The 18,248-nt window shown below is 36.7% G+C and carries 15 protein-coding genes; 5 read left to right on the top strand and 10 right to left on the bottom strand.

Annotated features, from left to right (window positions below; genetic code table 11):
• Positions 1-4: 4 nt before the first annotated feature.
• The 3 genes from ACZIX2_RS02080 (at position 5) to ACZIX2_RS02070 (ending at position 4,639) form a co-directional block, all read left to right on the top strand.
• Positions 5-1,279, top strand: coding sequence for an acyltransferase family protein (locus ACZIX2_RS02080; protein WP_463338415.1), 1,275 nt, complete (start codon positions 5-7; stop codon positions 1,277-1,279).
• Between the two features lie 140 nt (positions 1,280-1,419).
• Positions 1,420-2,859 (top strand): nucleoside recognition domain-containing protein, encoded by a 1,440-nt coding sequence (locus ACZIX2_RS02075; RefSeq protein ID WP_463338414.1) that lies wholly within the window; start codon positions 1,420-1,422, stop codon positions 2,857-2,859.
• Positions 2,860-3,037: 178 nt separating this feature from the next.
• Positions 3,038-4,639, top strand: coding sequence for a fumarate hydratase (locus ACZIX2_RS02070; RefSeq protein WP_463338413.1), 1,602 nt, complete (start codon positions 3,038-3,040; stop codon positions 4,637-4,639).
• Positions 4,640-4,718: 79 nt separating this feature from the next.
• Here ACZIX2_RS02070 and ACZIX2_RS02065 read toward each other — a convergent pair whose 3' ends face one another.
• The 5 genes from ACZIX2_RS02065 to ACZIX2_RS02045 all read right to left on the bottom strand — a co-directional run bounded on the left by ACZIX2_RS02065 (position 4,719) and on the right by ACZIX2_RS02045 (position 10,496).
• Positions 4,719-5,372 (bottom strand): CoA transferase subunit B, encoded by a 654-nt coding sequence (locus ACZIX2_RS02065; RefSeq protein ID WP_463338412.1) that lies wholly within the window; start codon positions 5,370-5,372, stop codon positions 4,719-4,721.
• Positions 5,373-5,521: 149 nt separating this feature from the next.
• Positions 5,522-6,220 carry a CoA transferase subunit A gene (locus ACZIX2_RS02060; protein WP_463338411.1) on the bottom strand — a complete coding sequence of 233 codons (699 nt, stop codon included), beginning with the start codon at positions 6,218-6,220 and terminating at the stop codon, positions 5,522-5,524.
• Between the two features lie 133 nt (positions 6,221-6,353).
• The gene (locus tag ACZIX2_RS02055; RefSeq protein ID WP_463338410.1) at positions 6,354-8,669 is read right to left on the bottom strand and encodes a penicillin-binding protein 1A; all 2,316 of its coding nucleotides are present in this window, start codon (positions 8,667-8,669) and stop codon (positions 6,354-6,356) included.
• Between the two features lie 2 nt (positions 8,670-8,671).
• Complete coding sequence (locus tag ACZIX2_RS02050) at positions 8,672-9,151, bottom strand: gliding motility lipoprotein GldH (RefSeq protein ID WP_463338409.1); 480 nt, start codon at positions 9,149-9,151, stop codon at positions 8,672-8,674.
• Positions 9,135-10,496, bottom strand: coding sequence for a PSP1 domain-containing protein (locus ACZIX2_RS02045; RefSeq protein WP_463338408.1), 1,362 nt, complete (start codon positions 10,494-10,496; stop codon positions 9,135-9,137). Before ACZIX2_RS02045 ends, ACZIX2_RS02050 begins: the two co-directional genes overlap by 17 nt.
• A 447-nt stretch (positions 10,497-10,943) precedes the next feature.
• Here ACZIX2_RS02045 and ACZIX2_RS02040 point away from each other — a divergent pair, with 447 nt between their 5' ends.
• Positions 10,944-11,279 carry an FmdB family zinc ribbon protein gene (locus ACZIX2_RS02040; RefSeq protein WP_463338407.1) on the top strand — a complete coding sequence of 112 codons (336 nt, stop codon included), beginning with the start codon at positions 10,944-10,946 and terminating at the stop codon, positions 11,277-11,279.
• Positions 11,280-11,406: 127 nt separating this feature from the next.
• Here the strand turns inward: ACZIX2_RS02040 and ACZIX2_RS02035 are convergent, their stop codons facing one another.
• The 5 genes from ACZIX2_RS02035 to trhO form a co-directional block, all read right to left on the bottom strand.
• Positions 11,407-12,540 carry an ATP-binding protein gene (locus ACZIX2_RS02035; RefSeq protein ID WP_463338406.1) on the bottom strand — a complete coding sequence of 378 codons (1,134 nt, stop codon included), beginning with the start codon at positions 12,538-12,540 and terminating at the stop codon, positions 11,407-11,409.
• Between the two features lie 275 nt (positions 12,541-12,815).
• Positions 12,816-13,298 (bottom strand): RDD family protein, encoded by a 483-nt coding sequence (locus tag ACZIX2_RS02030; protein WP_463338405.1) that lies wholly within the window; start codon positions 13,296-13,298, stop codon positions 12,816-12,818.
• 335 nt (positions 13,299-13,633) lie between these two features.
• Entirely contained in the window at positions 13,634-13,864 is a 231-nt protein-coding gene (locus tag ACZIX2_RS02025; RefSeq protein ID WP_024980634.1) for a ferredoxin, read from the bottom strand.
• Positions 13,864-15,105, bottom strand: a complete 1,242-nt coding sequence (locus ACZIX2_RS02020; protein ID WP_463338404.1) for a U32 family peptidase — start codon at positions 15,103-15,105, stop codon at positions 13,864-13,866. Before ACZIX2_RS02020 ends, ACZIX2_RS02025 begins: the two co-directional genes overlap by 1 nt.
• Before the next feature lie 143 nt (positions 15,106-15,248).
• Complete coding sequence (trhO, locus tag ACZIX2_RS02015; protein WP_463338403.1) at positions 15,249-16,607, bottom strand: oxygen-dependent tRNA uridine(34) hydroxylase TrhO; 1,359 nt, start codon at positions 16,605-16,607, stop codon at positions 15,249-15,251.
• Between the two features lie 502 nt (positions 16,608-17,109).
• On the opposite strand from trhO, the gene ACZIX2_RS02010 reads away from it, so the two are divergent.
• The gene (locus tag ACZIX2_RS02010; RefSeq protein WP_463338402.1) at positions 17,110-18,246 is read left to right on the top strand and encodes an efflux RND transporter periplasmic adaptor subunit; all 1,137 of its coding nucleotides are present in this window, start codon (positions 17,110-17,112) and stop codon (positions 18,244-18,246) included.
• The last annotated feature ends 2 nt before the right edge of the window (positions 18,247-18,248 follow it).

Raw genomic sequence — 18,248 nt, 5'->3', positions numbered from 1 at the left:
TATAATGCAAAAAGAACGCTTTCTATCGGTTGATGTTTTAAGGGGATTCACCATAATGTTGATGACCTTAGTGAATAATCCGGGATCATGGGAACACATTTATGCGCCTTTAGAGCATGCAGCATGGCATGGCTGTACGCCAACGGATTTGGTTTTTCCATTTTTCATTTTTATCATGGGAGTAGCTATACCTTTGGCTATGCCCAATCGCCTTTTTAATTACGAAGTTTTTATCAAAATAGTGACCCGATCTTTGCGGATTTTTTGTTTAGGGTTCTTTTTTGCGTTTTTTGGCAAAATCAATTTATGGGGTATAGAAGGTTATCCTTTATTAGCGATTCGATTGCTAATTACAGCTGTCGTTGCGTATTTGATGTTGGGTAATTTTAGTCCCAAAGTTAAATTTTATTTGGCTCTCACTACCTTTGTACTCTTCATGGGATTGTCAATTAGTGGTTTGGAAACCTTTTCAGATACTCGTATTTTGGGTGTTTTACAGCGTATAGCGATTTGTTATTTCTTTGCTTCTTTGGTGTATTTGAATTTTAATTCATTTCAAAATCTAATCATTATTGGAGTTTTACTTTTAGGTTATTGGGGAGCTATGACACTGATTCCTGTTCCAGGATACGGAGTGGCTAGTTTAGAACCAATCACTAATTTGTCGAATTGGTTGGACGCGCAAATTCTAAAAAATCATGTATATAAAGGCGATTTTCCTTGGGATCCAGAAGGAATTCTAAGCACATTGCCAGCCATAGCACAAGCCATTTTAGGTGCTTACATGGGTAAAATATTAAGCAATTCTAATAGTACCACTATCGAAAGAGTGAAGAAAATTGCTATCTACGGAATCATTTTAGTGATTTTAGGCTTGATGTGGGATGTGGTTTTCCCTATCAACAAAAAGATATGGACCAGTTCTTATGTGCTTTTCACCGTTGGTTTGGCTTCAGTTATTTTAGCATTCCTATATTATGTAATAGATATTGCTAAAAAAACCTCTTGGACTCAACCCATTGTTTGGTGGGGAGTAAATCCAATGATCGTATTTTTTATGTCTGGTATTATTCCTAGAGTATTGTCCAATATAACAGTTTCTAATCCTGAAGCTGCGGGAGAAGAAATGGGTATTCAATCTTATATTTATAAGTACCAATTAGTGCCGTTTTTTCAAAATGAAGATTTAGCCTCTCTAGTTTGGGCGTTGAGTTATATCGCGTTTTGGTTTGTTTTAGTTTGGTTTTTCTACAGAAAAAAATGGATTTTTAAAGTATAGTTTCAGGCTTATGATGAGGTGGGACCTACTGTAAAGTAAAGAAAAACAATCGCACAACACAAGGAATAGTTTATTTGTTAATCCATTATTTGATTGATGGTTTTTTAAATAAATTATTACATTTACAAAAATTATAAATTATGGTATTAAGTCGATTTTGGTTGGTTATTTTTATTTCTTCGATTCTTTTTGTAGTAGTGAGTTTGTTCTCGGGCAATAGCTACACCATCGATCATGTTTTGAATGGTAAAAAAGATGACCCTATTTTGATATCGGAGCATTATTTAGAGCAAATGCCTGTTTTTATCAAAGACAGTATCCAAAAAGCACCCGACCAAACGATGGTAATTGATCGAGATACGCTGAATGCCGATTCGACTTATGTGTATAAAAACAAAGTGGTAAAAGTATTTAGTGGTGTGCAGAAATCAGATGGATTATTGCCAACATGTAAAAGTACACTGCTCGATTTGATCTTGCCATTGATGGCTTATTTGGCTTTTTTCTGCGGATTGATGGAATTGCTAATCATTTCAGGTGCTTCCGAAAAATTAGCAAAAGTATTGAGTCCAGTGTTCGTCAAAGTATTTCCAAGTATTCCTAAAAATCACCCTTCGATTTCGTATATGACCTTGAATTTTGCTGCCAATTTTTTAGGGTTAGACTCTGCCGCTACTCCATTTGGATTGAAAGCAATGGAAAGTTTACAAACCATCAACCCCGAAAAAGATAAAGCGAGTGATGCTCAAATCATGTTCATGTGTTTGCATGCCTCGGGGCTTACCTTAATTGCGACTTCAATCATTGGATACCGTGCAGCAGCAGGTGCTAGCAATCCAGCCGATGTAATGTTGCCTTGTATCATCACATCATTTATCGGTACAATAGCAGCATTTTTAATTGTAGGGATAAAACAAAAAATCAATTTTAAAAGTGCTTCTTTAGTCCTTGGATTAATGGTACTCATAGCTGCTATTGTTGGTTTATTAATGTATGTGAACCAATTGGATTTGATAGGGAAAAATTATTTCACTTCTAATCTTTCCGCTTTAATTTTAGTGGCTATTATTGCTTTTACCCTAATTTTATCTTTTGTAAAAGAAAAGAAATTTACCGAAGCAAGCACCACCGTTTACGAAGCGTTTGTAACCGGAGCTAATAATGGTGTCAAAACGGGAGTAACCATTTTTCCTTACGTTCTAGGGATGTTAGTGGCCATTTCTTTGTTCCGTAATAGCGGATTGTTTGAAATCATTAGCGATTGGATTGCATTTGGTTTTTCCAATTTAGGCGTAAGTAAGCAGATCACGGATGCGTTGCCTGTAGCTTTACTTAGACCTTTTAGTTCGGCAGGATCGCGTGGCTTTTTGATTGACTCCATGAATACCTTTGGAGCCGATTCGATGACCGGTAGACTTAGTAGTATTTTTCAATGCAGTGCCGAAAGTACATTTTATGTGATTGCAGTTTATTTTGGTTCGGTAAACATCAAAAATACCCGTTATGCTTTAGGAACGATGTTGTTGGTAGACGTGATTTGTGTGATTACCGCGATTTTCGTGGCGAGCTGGTTTTTTTAAAAAATATTTTACATTCTAATTAAGGGTATTTCCATTTTACATTGGGAATACCCTTTTTTTGTGAGATACATTTTGTAAGCCAGTTAATTTAAATCCATTCTAAAAAGTGAAGGTGACAAAAATCAATAGATGATACCCCTACATTTTGTATCTTTACCTTTCATAAAAATCAATATCTATGGACTTTATATATCAGGATCCTTATCCTATTTTAAAAGACGATACCCAATACCGAAAAATTACTTCAGATTTTGTTAAAGTTGAACAATTTGGAGAACGTGAGATTTTAAGCGTTGACCCAAAGGGCTTAGAATTATTGGCTCAAGAAGCTATGAGAGACGTTTCTTTTATGTTGCGTACTTCGCATTTAGAAAAATTAAGAGCCATTTTGGATGACCCAGAAGCGACCGATAACGATCGTTTTGTGGCTTATAATTTATTGCAAAATGCAGCCGTAGCTATTGATGGCGAATTGCCTTCTTGTCAAGATACAGGAACGGCCATCGTAATGGCCAAAAAAGGCGAAAATGTATACACTGGTGTTGATGATGCAGAGTACTTGTCAAAAGGTATTTTCAATACGTATCAAGAAAGAAACCTTCGTTATTCTCAAATTGTGCCCATTAGCATGTTCGAAGAGAAAAATTCAGGATCGAACCTACCGGCTCAAATCGATATTTATGCTAAAAAAGGTGCTTCCTACGAGTTTTTGTTTTTGGCCAAAGGAGGAGGTTCTGCCAATAAAACGTATTTGTATCAACAAACGAAATCCTTGTTAAATGAGAAATCGTTAGATGCTTTTATTCGAGCCAAAATTATGGATTTAGGTACTTCTGCCTGTCCGCCCTACCACTTGGCTTTAGTAATTGGAGGTACCTCTGCCGAAGCTAATTTAGCTGCGGTGAAAAAAGCGTCTGCTGGTTATTATGATCATTTGCCAACTTCAGGAAATATGGCTGGTCAAGCTTTTCGTGATTTGGAGTGGGAAAAAAGAGTACAACTTATTTGTCAGGAAAGCCATATCGGAGCACAATTCGGAGGGAAATATTTCACACACGATGTTCGAGTGATCCGTTTGCCACGCCATGCTGCCTCATGTCCTGTGGGGTTAGGAGTTTCTTGCTCGGCGGACAGAAATATCAAAGGAAAAATTACGAAAGAAGGTATTTTTGTTGAGCAATTAGAAGCCAATCCTCAGCGATTTTTACCTGCTACCCCTCCTCATTTAGAGCCTGCTGTCGAAATTGATTTGAATAGACCCATGTCCGAAATTTTGGCCGAATTGTCTAAATATCCAATTAAGACTCGATTAAAATTGAACGGAACTTTGATTGTGGCTCGTGATATTGCACATGCTAAAATTAAAGAGTTATTGGATGCTGGAAAACCTATGCCGGAGTATTTTAAAAATCACCCAATTTATTACGCAGGACCAGCTAAAACTCCTGAAGGTATGCCTTCTGGAAGTTTTGGACCTACTACGGCAGGGCGTATGGATGTGTATGTGGAAGAATTCCAGAAAAACGGTGGTAGCATGATTATGTTAGCCAAAGGGAATCGTACCAAAGATGTGATGAATGCTTGTAAAACTTATGGCGGATTCTATCTTGGCTCTATTGGTGGTCCCGCGGCGATTTTGGCCAAAGAAAATATTCTTTCGGTTGAGGTAGTCGATTTTGAAGAACTTGGAATGGAAGCCGTACGTAAAATAACGGTTAAAGATTTCCCTGCCTTCATTATTACTGATGATAAAGGAAATGATTTCTTTGCTAATTTATAGATTTCATTTTTAAAATAGTAAAACCATCAACACGTTTTCGTTTCACTTAATGAGATGCTAACGTGTTGATGGTTTTTTTCTAAAGTTGCATTTCCGGTATTTCACCTTCGATGATTAATTTGGCTTCTGTGGCTGCTATGATGGCTTCTACAGAAACACCTGGAGCTCTTTCTAATAGTTTAAAACCTTGCGGGGTAATTTCTAAAACGGCCAATTCGGTCACTACTTTTTTCACACAACCCACTCCTGTTAAGGGTAAGGTACATTTTTTTAGAATTTTGCTTTCACCGGCTTTATTCACGTGCATCATAGCTACAATAATATTTTCTGCTGAGGCTACTAAATCCATAGCGCCTCCCATTCCTTTGACCATTTTTCCCGGAATTTTCCAGTTGGCAATATCGCCGTTCTCTGCAACTTCCATAGCGCCTAGTATGGTTAAGTCTACTTTTTGAGAGCGAATCATGCCAAAACTAAAAGCGGAATCAAAAAAACTGGCTCCTGGCAAGGTGGTGATGGTTTGCTTCCCCGCATTGATAATGTCGGCATCTTCCTCGCCTTCAAAAGGGAAGGGACCCATGCCCAAAACCCCGTTCTCTGACTGAAATTCTACCGAGATATCTTCTCTTACATAATTGGCAACAAAGGTGGGAATCCCGATACCAAGATTCACATAGTAACCGTCTTGTACTTCTTTTGCAATGCGTTTAGCGATATCTTCTTTTGTTAGCATAATTTTGTTTTTTGAAACATTTAAGTCCTATAAGTTTAGTTCGAGTATTGACTACTAAACATTTTTGAATCTGATAGCTTTTTTGTTTAGCTGTAAGCTAAACACTAATCCCGTCCCGAAGCCTCGATATCGGGACTAACCACTGAATGCTACCTTTTCCTAACTGTTCTTTGTTCGATTCTTTTTTCAAAATGTTCTCCTTGAAACACGCGATTAATCATAATTCCAGGAATATGAATTTGATTTGGGTCGAGTGTACCTATAGGAACTAATTCTTCTACCTCGGCAATAGTGATTTTGGCAGCACCAGCCATAGGGGCGTTAAAATTTCGGGCTGTACCTTTAAAAACTAGATTACCAGCTTCGTCACCTTTCCAAGCCTTTACAATAGAAAAGTCGGCTTGATAGGCATGCTCTAGCACATGCATTTTTCCATTAAATTCTCTTACTTCTTTGCCTTCGGCTACTTCGGTGCCATAACCGGCAGGCGTGAAAAATGCTGGAATTCCGGCTTGAGCTGCCCGACATTTTTCTGCCAATGTTCCCTGAGGAGTTAGTTCTACTTCCAATTCTCCCGATAACATTTGACGTTCAAATTCTGCATTTTCTCCCACATAAGAAGAAATCATTTTTTTTATTTGCCTTTTTTGCAGCAACAAACCTAACCCAAAGTCATCTACCCCGGCATTGTTTGAAATACACGTTAGGGCTTGGGTTCCTTTTCTTACCAATTCGGCAATTGCGTTTTCAGGAATTCCACAAAGACCAAAGCCTCCGAGCATAATGGTCATACCATCTTCAATTCCTTCGAGCGCCACTTGAACATTGGGAACGGTTTTATTTATCATATTTTAAAATTAGTAGTATTTATCAAAAAAACGAAATCGATTGCGAAATCAGTTAAATAAAAAATCCAATGAAGGATTTTTTATTCAATAGTAAAAAACGCTAGCGGTTTTGAGATAACCGCTAGTGAGTTGTTTATAGTTCAAATTCTTCTGTGCTTTGTTCTACAGCTGTGGTATCTACTACCACTTTTTTTCTTGGGGTATAACAATCTACTTTAATCGATAAGTTAGCAGGTCTTTCGAAAGGTTCTTTTGATACTTGCAAACTGGTATCTTCGTAACATTTTTTCATAAAATACCCCCAGACTGGCAAAGCAGTTGCGGCTCCTTGACCATACGTTAATGTTTTGAATCGCGCTGAACGATCTTCGCAACCTACCCAAACACCGGTTACTAAGTTAGGGACCATTCCCATAAACCATCCATCCGATTGGTTTTGAGAAGTTCCGGTTTTCCCTGCAATTGGGTTTTTAAACATATATGGATACCCTGTCCAACGGTGGTCTCCAGATCCGCCACTTTCGGTACGTAAACGAGCTCCAGATCCACTTTCGGTAACACCTTCTAGTAATTTGATTACAGCAAATGCAATATCTTTATTTAACACATCATGCGATTCGGGTATGGGTTCGTAAATTACGACACCACTTTTGTCCTCAATTTTGGTTAAAAATTGCGGTTTTACATAAACCCCTTGATTGGCAAAAGTGCTGTAAGCCGCCACCATATCTTCTACGGTGATTTCTACAGCGCCTAAGGCAATTGAAGGCTGATTGATGATTTCAGATTTTACCCCTAATTTGTGAGTGAGTTCTATTACGGCTTCTGGTCCAGTTTTGTCAATAAGCTTTGCCGAAATGGTATTGATGGAATGTGCCAAAGCTTGTTTTAGGGTCACCATTCCGCGGTATTTGTTGTCAGAATTTCTAGGTTCCCAATCTTCGGTTACGTGATGACGTCCTTTGCGTATCATGAAAGCAGAGTCGATGATAGAATCGCATGGCGACATGTTCAATTGTTCGATAGCTGTAGCATACACAAAAGGTTTGAAGGTGGACCCAACTTGTCTTGCGCCTTGGCCTACGTGATCGTATTGAAAATATTTATAGTTGATACCGCCTACCCAAGCTTTGATGTTTCCTGTTTGAGGCTCCATGGCCATTAAACCAGACTGTAAAAAGTGTTTGTAATATCGAATGGAGTCCATAGGAGTCATTACGGTGTCAATTTCTCCTTTCCAAGAGAACACTTTCATTTTGGTTTTTACATTAAATGAAGCAATAATTTCATCTTCGGTTTTTTCCATAGCCTTCATCACATTCCAACGGTTGGAATTTTTCATGGCTTGTTTTAAAATCCGTTGGGTTTCAGCTTCGGTAATATTGATAAATGGCGCGTTTTTATTGTCTTTTTGTTGCAGAAAAAATTCTTCTTGCATGTTGGCCATGTGGGCAGCAACCGCTTCTTCTGCGTAGGTTTGCATTCTAGAATCGATAGTAGTGTAGATTTTTAATCCATCTTTGTAGATGTCATAATCTGTACCGTCAGGTTTTTTATTTTCTTCTACCCATTTTTTCATGTAATCTCTCAAGTATTCTCTAAAATAGGTGGCAATACCGTCTTTGTGTGTTTCTAATTTGAAATTTAACTTGATGGGTAAACTTTGAAAGTGTAATTTTTGTTCTTTGGTAATTATTTTGGCTTTTTCCATTTGGAGTAATACCACATTACGTCGGTTTTTTACCCCTTCTGGATTTCGAACTGGATTGTATAATCCGGAGTTTTTGAACATACCTACCAATATCGCAGATTCTTCAATCGTTAAATCCTTAGGGACTTTAGAAAAATATGTTTTGGCAGCCGAACTCACTCCAACAGAGTTGTTTCCAAAATCGTAGATATTGCAATACATGGCAATGATTTCATTTTTGGTGTATTGTCTTTCCAAACGAATGGCGATGATCCATTCTTTTATTTTTTGAACAATACGGAAAGGTAAAAATTTAGAGCCTTCTCCATGAAACAATTGCTTAGCCAATTGTTGTGTTAAGGTACTAGCACCGCCACTGGTACCTAGTGTAACAATAGCTCTTAAAGTACCTCTTCCATCAATTCCTGAGTGTTCATAAAAGCGAGCATCTTCGGTAGCCACCAAGGCATCTACCAAGTTTTTAGGCAAGTCGGAATATTTCAGTTGCGAACGATTTTTTTGGAAATATTTTCCTAAAACCACTCCATCCGAAGAAATGATTTCGGTGGCCAAATTCGAGTCTGGATTTTCTAAATCTTCAAAGGAGGGCATGCTTCCAAAAAGGCCCCAAGAAGCAAATAAGAAAAAAAGAGCTAAAATCCCTAAACCATAAAAGTAGATTTTCCAAAACTTCTTTTTGTAATAATTGATGTCTTTATCGGATGCTTTAACTTTAGCGTTGTTTTTGTTGCTTGCCATAATTAATCTATATTTTCAATTCTAAAACCTACATTAGTAATGCCTTCTAAATTTTGAACCCCTTGTACTTTTCCATTTTCTCTAAGGGCTTGTTTGATAAAGACTTTGTATTGACCGTTGAAACGAACTTTTTCTTTATAAAAAAGTTTGCTTTCTTTTAAATCAGTAAAGCCATCTCCCATAAGCGACCCATCAGGGTTGGTCATTTGATATTCGAGCGTATCTACTTTGGTAAAACCATTTTTTTGCTCCATAGCCACAATTAAAAAAATATTGTTGAACTGATAATTATCGTTGGCTCTAAGATTTACAAATAAATTATATGGTTTTGTAGAATCTAATGCGGGCAGTTGGAATGAAACTATACTGTCTTTGTTCCATGCGCTTCCAACAGATTGGTATTCGTCAAACACTCTTTTTTTGTCACAAGCTATAAGGAGTAGTATTGTGAAAAATAAAATACAACTATTTTTTATCTTCATTTTTGCTTATAATTATAGGTTTTCTGGGTTCATTGGGTTTGTCAGTGCCTTGTTTTTTATCTCTATTATTGCCTTTGTTTTTGTTTTGGTGTTTTTTTCTATTGTTTTTGTTTTGATTTTGACCTGAATTTTGGGTTTGATTAGGATTTGGGTTTTGGCTCACGTTCGCATTTGCTTTATTGGTAGATTCCGCTTTTGCTGGAGCTTGATTTGCGTTGGGTTTACGTTTTTTGCTTGGTCTCTTTTTCGCTTTTGGTTGGTCAAAACGTGTTAAACTTTCTTGTCCCATCGCATTGGTGAAATTTTGTTCCTTCTCAGTCACAATTTCTTCGGCATAATCCTCCAAAGCACTCACTTTGCGGTTTAATTTGTTTTCAGCAATGATTTCGTGTACGTTTTCAATTTTTAGGGTATGCCAATGCGAAAAGTTATCGGTATAAGCAAACCACATTAGGCCTTTAAAAATGTCTTGTTTTTGACAAATTGCGTCTCCTTTTTCGGTGCTTAATTTGGTTTCAAAGCTTGGAAAATCTTTTAACGCATCCATATACGTATCCAACTCATAGTTCAAACAACATTTGAGTTTTCCGCATTGTCCTGCCAATTTTTGAGGGTTTAAAGACAATTGTTGATAGCGTGCGGCTGAAGTGTTGACACTTCTAAAGTCAGTAAGCCAAGTGGAACAACACAATTCGCGTCCGCAAGAGCCTACGCCGCCTAAGCGAGCCGCTTCTTGACGGAATCCTACTTGTTTCATTTCGACTCTAGTGTTGAATTCTTTGGCGAAATCTTTGATTAACATTCGAAAATCGACACGATCGTTGGCAGTATAATAAAAAGTCGCTTTAGAACCATCGCCTTGAAATTCGATATCCGAAATTTTCATTTCTAATTTGTGCTGAATCGCTAGTTCACGTGCGCGAACTTTCATGGGTTCCTCGCGGTCACGGGCGGCAGTCCAAATGTCGATGTCTTTTTGAGAGGCTTTTCGGTATATTTTTGGTATTTCGTTGCTGTTAGGATTGGCTCCTTTTTTCTTCATTTGAATTTTCACCAACTCTCCAGTTAGCGTTACAATTCCGATATCGTGACCAGGTGAAGCTACCGTTGCTACGATGTCTCCCATACTTAAGGTTAGTTTTTCGGTATTGCGGTAAAATTCTTTTCTGCCGTTTTTGAAACGTACTTCGACACAGTCAAAAGGCGCTTCGCCATTGGGTAAACTCATGTTCGAAAGCCAATCAAAAACGGTTAATTTGTTGCAGCTATCGGTGCCGCAAGTCCCATTATTTTTACACCCCTTTGGTGCGCCACCATCGGAAGTTGAACAACTTGTACAAGCCATAATTATATAGTAGTGTTGCAAAATAGCAACTTGAGTTCTTACTTAGAAATTAATCGGTAAAGATAGTATTTTTTAATGGTATGTTACAAAAGTAAAAAAACGCAGTATTTCTTAAAATTATACTAAAATATTTAAACTTTTGAGATTATATTGTTTTGATTTAATCTTTGTTTCTTGAACAAAAAGGGCATATCTCAAGAGCCAGATATAGCTTATTCTATAGTGTAAAAAAGTGTAATATCAACAATATCACCGGATTATTTTGTGTTTTAGGTAAGAAACCACGATTGATAATGTAAGAATTATAATTAATTTATTAGATTTGTTTAAGCGGCCTATTCGTTTCGGTACAATATGTATTGCTACGCTCTTTAACTGTAGCGTTTTTAATTATATTCAAGGGAGTGGCTATGAGTAATTAAATATTAACGCGTTAAATCATTTACTATGGAAATAGATTTTTTTGAAAGCAATTCGATGTCATTTGTTCAATTGGTTATTACATCGATAGTTGTTATTTTAATGTGGCTGCCTTTTTTTAGAAAGTTAAAATATTGGATGCGGCTTTTAATTCTAATTTTTATTTTCATCCCAGGAGCTTTAGGAGCTGGATTATTAGGGGCTTCAATTTGTGCTTTATCCTATTTTATTCTAATTGTTACAATGTTGTTTAAAAATAGAATTTATATATACAGTTGTGAAAAATGTGAATTTCAAAAAGAATTTGAGCAATCACTTGCCCTGTATAAATGTCCACAATGTGATCATGAAAACATTATATAATTCGACTTTGTAATACCCTCAAATTCCTAGGATCCTTTTATTTGTTTTCAAGAAATCATATCTGATTTGCGTAAGATTTGGTAGAAATGTTGTTAGACTCTTTTGGAACGAAAACCATAGTTATATGTTATAAATTGGAGAGCAAGAACTCCTCGTAATTGATCGGAGTAACCATTGTTGTCGTTACATTGCTATAATTGTCTAAAAATGTTGAGGGAATTTTATATTTCGCTGCACTATTCCATTTGATTTCACAAGCTAAAAGTTGGTTATTTCTTTTTTCGATATAATCAATTTCTTGCTGTTGCGTAGTTCTCCAAAAATGACAATCGGCTTCTTCTTGTTGGATATTTAAATATTTCATTCGCTCGCTAATGATGAAGTTTTCCCATAAGTTTCCTGTGTCGTTTCTTTGGTTTATCCCATTGAAATTACCTGTAACCGCATTGATAATGCCATTGTCATAAAAATATATTTTCTTTCCTTTTTTAATTTCATTTCTGACATTGTTAGCCAAAGCCGGTAGTTTGAATATCACAAAAGCTTTTTCTAATAGGTCAATGTATTTTTCAACGGTTTTATTGTCTATTTGTAGGAGTTTGCTCAATTCATTGTAATTCACTTCGCTTCCTACTTGTAGGGCTAATGCTTTTACTATTTTCTGAAGTACAACAGGTTTTGCTATTTGATCCAATAGAAATAAATCCTTATACAAATAACTATTGGCGATGAGTTTGATGTGTTCTTTAGCATCAATTGGGTTGCTTATTATTTCTGGGTAATTGCCGTAGATTAGTCGTTGTTCTATATTTCTTTTTTCTTCTAAGAGCCCTGTGTGGGTAACCATTTCCGAGAAGGCAATTGGAAACAAATACATTTCATATTTTCTACCTGTTAGGGGTTCGTTGAGTTTGTTAGCCAATTCAAAACTCGAGGAGCCCGTAGCAATGACTTGTACGGATTTGATTTGATCTACGATTATTTTGAGAACAATACCAATGTTTGTCACTCGTTGTGCTTCGTCAATTACTAAAATTTCGTGATCACCAATTATATTTTTGAGTTTGGTTACGTTAGGATTTTCGAATAAAGTAAGCACATCCGATTCGTCTCCGTTTAAGAAAAGTGTTTTTTTATTTAAATCGTTTATTAAATGTTGGACGAAAGTTGTTTTCCCCACTTGTCTTGGGCCAAATATAAGTAAAGCTTTCCCTTTGAATAAACGGGCTTTTGCATAAGTAGTTTGTGCTCTTGTGACCATAAAGCATTGGTTTTAAGGAAGCAAATGTAATTTTTTTGATTGTAATTCCAAAATAATTATGTTTATTTTGGAATCAATTCCAAAATGATTATGTTTATTTTGGAATTGATTCCAAAATGATTATGTTTTTGAGGTTTTGAAGATATATAAGTATGAGGTAAAAATAAAAACGACCACAAAAAGTGTTGTAATGGTTTGTATGATTTTATTTATGATGGATTATAAAGAAGTAGATTGTGGCTGTATCTAAGAGTGTTCCGGTTTAGTTATGAATTCTAAATATTTTTAAATTTAGAATATTTATCAACCACAAAAGTGTTGTTGAGTTTGTCATGCCAACCTTGATTTTGTTTGTCAAATAATATCCAAAAGAAACCGAATCCAATACATAAATTTGAAATTATTTTACTTAGGTTTCTTTTTAGTGATTTTGAAAAACTTAGTCGATTGCCAGTACTATCAACAACTTTGATATTCATTGCTATTTTCCCGAAAGTTCCTTGATATTTTGAACATTCCATAAAGGTACAGTATAAAACCCAGAGTATAAAAGAAATATAGCCAATCATGTTCTTTTCTTTTAAAAAATGTATTCTTGGAGTTGCTGTAGTTTCTTGAGGGAAATAATGGACTAATAGGGTATTATAATCTATAAAAAAATAGAAAATAAGAAATACTGTTATTTGAATAGGGAGTAAATCAATAACAAAGGATGAGAATCGTTTGCCGTGATTCGCAAGGTTATTTTCTATTGGCATAACTATTGTTTTTTGAGTTATTTAGAAAAATATAAGGATCATACGAATATAGTGCTTTTTTCTTATTAATAAAAATAGAACACCACCACAAAAGGAATTGTGATGGTTTAGTTTTTTTCATTATCAGATTGTTCCTAAAGAAGCGAATTGTGGCTCTTTAGCCCCGATTGCTTCGCCAGTTCGCTATCGCTCGGGTGTAGTGGAAATCCTTTGTGGGCTGGGGTTCAGCCCGCAAAGATTACTTCGTCAGTTCGCTTCGCTCGGGTGAAACGGATAGCGGGACCATTGCTTCCTAAAAATGCCTATTTTTTCTGCTCCTAAAAAACAAGCAAGTATTAGGTTTCTTTGACCGAAATAATTTTTACGGGACAGGCTTTGGCGGCAAGTTCGCAACTTTCTACGATGGTGTGATCGGGTGATTTTAGGGTGTAAAAACCTTTGGCATTGACACTTTTGATGAGTACCGATTTACCGTCTTTTTTGGACATTTGAAACTGTACGGGCGCCATTTCTACGCAGTAATTGCAGCCGATGCATTTGTCTCTTTGTAAGGTGATGATGACCATTAGGCTTCTACTATTTTGTATAATTTGTCGGACATTCGGATTCTAAACGGAAGTTTGAGGGTGCAATCGTCTCCTTTGGTAGCGCGCTCTGCCGAGGTATCGTTGACATACATTTCTTCGATAATCATTTCTTGTGCGCCGGTGCTTGGACCCGTTACCAAAATTTTATCGCCCACTTTGATGTTGTAGGCTTCGATTTTGAATTGACCAATTTCGGCTTTGGGGAAGAAATGAGTGCCTTTGCCCACATAGACTTTCTTTTGCGTAGCCACTGAACCGGAAACATCGCTCCATTCGCCCAATTCTTGTCCTAAGTAATAACCTGACCAGAATCCGCGGTTGTACACGGTGTTCAAAGCCTCCATCCAAACGGCGATTTTGTCTTTGGAGAACTTGCCGTCATAGTAGGCATCAATCGCTTCGCGGTAGGTTTTTATTACAGTAGCCACATATTCTGGAGCACGGCCACGACCTTCGATTTTAAGGACTTGAATGCCTGAATCGATAACTTGGTCTAGGAAATCTAGGGTGCATAAATCTTTGGGCGACATCATATATTCGTTGTCTAATTCGATTTCGAAACCCGTTTCTTGGTCGATAACGGTATATTTTTTGCGACAGTTTTGTTTGCAAGCACCGCGGTTGGCTGAGGAGTTATGCGAATGCAGACTCAAATAGCATTTACCCGAAACGGCCATACATAACGCTCCGTGACCAAAGATTTCAATCTCGATCAAATTCCCATTAGGCCCTTTGATTTGTTCTTTTTCGATTTGCTCGGTGATTTTTTTTACTTGGCGTAAACTCAATTCGCGACTCAACACCATAGTATCCGCAAAAAGGCTGTAGAATTTGATGGTTTCGATATTGGTCACATTCAATTGTGTAGAAATGTGAACTTCCATCCCCACGCTTCGAGCCATGGCAATTACGGCTTGATCCGAAGCAATCACCGCAGTGATGTTGGCTTCTTTGGCTTTATTGATTAAGGTTTTAACCACAGATAAGTCGTGGTCATAAATGATGGTGTTTAAGGTCAAGTAACTGCGTACGTTTTTGGCTTCGCAGCGTTTGGCGATTTCGGCCAAATCATCCATAGTGAAGTTTACCGAGGCGCGGGCACGCATATTGAGTTGTTCTACTCCAAAATATACGGAATCACATCCGTTATCTAAAGCGGCTTGCAAGGATTCGAAATTCCCGGCAGGTGCCATTAATTCTATTTTGTTGTTTGTGGTCATTGTATGTATTGTTTTGAAACAGATTTCACAAATTAGCACAAATTAATCTGTGTGAATTTGTGAAATCTGTGTCTAATTTATCTTAATGAATCTTTGTCAACGATTTGAACTTTGACAAAGGAGATGGATGAAAGTTTGGAAAACTAGTTTAAAATTTTAAACAATTTATCAGATAAACGGACTCTGAAAGGCACTTCAAATGTTACTTTGTCGCCAGGTTTTGCGACAGTGTTTTCGCTGCCGTTGACTAACATTTTTTCGAGTACAAGTTGTTCGTTTCCTGTAGTCGGGCCCGAAATTAAAATGGTGTCTCCTACTTGTAGTTCGTTATTCTCAATAACAAAAAGGGCTACTTGCGCTTTTACAAAATAGTGTTGAGCGTTTCCAAGAAGTGTTTTTTTGATTTTGATTCTTTGACGAATTTTAGTTGGAGTAGTAGCCACAGCTAAAGGTGCGTCGGGAAGGTCGCCAGAATGTTTGAAGGGTAATTTGTCTGATTTTCCTTTTCGGAAGACTTTGTTGCCTACTTGTTTACCTTTTCTCAATTTTACTTGCTCCACTAGTGGCAAGTTGATGATGTCTAAACATTCGGTAGAACAACAATTTTGCATCGCTTCTTTGCATTCATCACATTGAATGAACAATAAATGACAGCCTACATTTTCGCAGTTGGTATGATTGTCGCAAGGTTTTCCGCATTGGTGGCATTGCGAAACGATGTCGTCTGTGATGCGCTCACCCAAACGATGGTCAAAAACGAAATTCTTTCCGATAAATTTACTTTCTAGATTCTCTTCTTTGATTTGCTTGGCGTAATTGATGATGCCTCCTTCTAATTGGAAAACATTTTTAAAACCTTGGTGTTTGAAGTAAGCCGAGGCCTTTTCGCAACGAATTCCACCCGTGCAATACATCACTAGATTTTTGTCTTCTTTAAATTCTTGTAATTGTTCGTTGATGATAGGCAAGGATTCACGGAAGGTTTCTACGTCAGGAGTAATAGCGCCTTTAAAATGACCAATTTCACTTTCGTAATGGTTTCTAAAATCAACTACAATCGTGTTGGGATCTTCTAATATTTCGTTGAATTCTTTGGCTTTGAGGTGTACTCCAATATTGGTTACATCAAAGGTTTCGTCGTTTAACCCGTCGGCCACAATTTTGTCGCGCACTTTCACAGTAAGTTTTAAAAACGAATGATCATCGTGCTCAACGGCTACATTCAAACGAATGTTGCGCATAAATTCATAAGCTTCTAGCGTTTCGCGAAAGGCTTCTAAATTTTCGGCAGGGACAGACATTTGCGCGTTGATGCCTTCTTTGGCAACATAGGTTCTACCTAGTGCATCTAATTTATTCCATTCGATAAATAAATCGTCGCGAAATTTTTTGGGATCTTCAATTTTGGCATACGCATAAAAAGACAACGTGAGGCGTTGTTTTCCGGCTTGGTCAATAAGCTCGGCTCTTTCTTCTGCGCTTAAGGTGTTATACAGTTGCATGCTATAAACGTTTAAGTGAGAATGATGTAACGAATTCTAATTGGAAGAATTCGGGCGCAAAAGTAATCATTTTTTATGAGTTTTCAATGCTTTTGGCACTTTCAAATGTTTGTTTGGTTTCCACAGCGCAATGGTATTGGTTTTATTTAAATAATTTTTTTGATAAACTTTGAAATGGTACTTATTAAATGAGAGTTAAGCAAATATTTTATTCACAAAATACTCATAAAAAAACCTATTACAACTGTGAATCCCTTTTTGAAATTGAAAAATCACACCTGTTAAATTAAAAGGATTCAGTCAAAACTAACTGCCTTAGTATTATGAATTAGCCTTTATTTAGTTTGAATTTAACCAAACAAAGGACTTAAAAGGGATTCATAATTTTAATGTAATTAGTATCAATTTTTTCTAAAATTAACAGCTGTTTCAATTATGTTAAACTTTATTTTGTTAAATTTGAGTGAGTTGTAATTTATTATCAACATAAAATAACGCAAAAATGATTTTAGCTATGGATTACAAAAAGAGTATAGTACTTTTTATTGCATTTGTTTTTCTTATTTCTTGTAACAAAAAAGAGAATCAAGTACCCCCTCCAATTCCAGCACCATTTATAACCGTTGTTGCAAAAGATGTCCCGCTGTATAAAGAATTTGCAGCTCAAACGTTTGGTGATTTGGACATCGTTTTGACGGCAAGAGTAGATGGAATACTTACAGGAATTCATTTTATTGAAGGTCAAAAAGTGAAGAAAGGGCAATTACTTTACACCATCGACCCGTTAGAGTATGATACCAAAGTAGAACAAGTCAAAGGACAAGTAGCCACTTCACAAAGTAATTTGGCCAATGCTGAGGAAGAACTAAAGCGAATCAAACCTTTGGCAGAAATGAATGCAGTAAGCCAAAGAGAATATGATGCGGCAGTAGCCAAAGCCAAAGCGGCTCGTTCTAATTTTGAGAGCACTCGAGCGGCACTTAAAAACCAACAGTTAGAAAGAAGTTATTGTAATATAGTTTCTCCTATTGATGGCATCATCGGTATTAGCAATGCTAGAGTAGGCGATTATATTTCAAGAATGGGAAGTTCTTCCAAATTGAATACCGTTTCTCGACTAGATAAAGTAAGAGTGCGATTTACCATCAGCGAAGCCGAATTCTTAGAGTATAGACGAAAAAATGCATTAAGCACAAATAGCAGTAATGATATTGAGTTGTTACTTTCAGATGGTAGTGTACATCCTTATAAAGGGAAGTTGAATTTCTCTGATGCTAAGATTGATCCTACTACTGGTACTATGACTATCGAAACATCCTTCCCTAATCCAGAAAACAACTTGCGTTCAGGACAGTTTTCTAAAGTAAGAGCTTTGACAGAAAATCTAATTCAGGCTATTGCTATACCCCAAAAAGCAGTGACTGAAATGCAAGGTATTTACCAAGTATTGGTTGTTGACAAAGACAATAAAATTCAAGTAAAAATTGTTGATGTTGGAGATAAAGTAGGTGAAGATTGGGTAATCAAAAAAGGCTTAAGTGTTGGAGATAGAGTAGCAATAACTGGTAGCATGTTCATTCAGCCAGGGTCAGTTGTACAACCTGTTCCGTATGCTTCTGCAGAAAATAAAGCGAAATAATT

Source organism: Flavobacterium riviphilum, assembly GCF_055231795.1.
The sequence above is the reverse complement of the archived record's forward strand: the minus strand, read 5'-3'. Positions and strand labels throughout refer to the sequence as shown.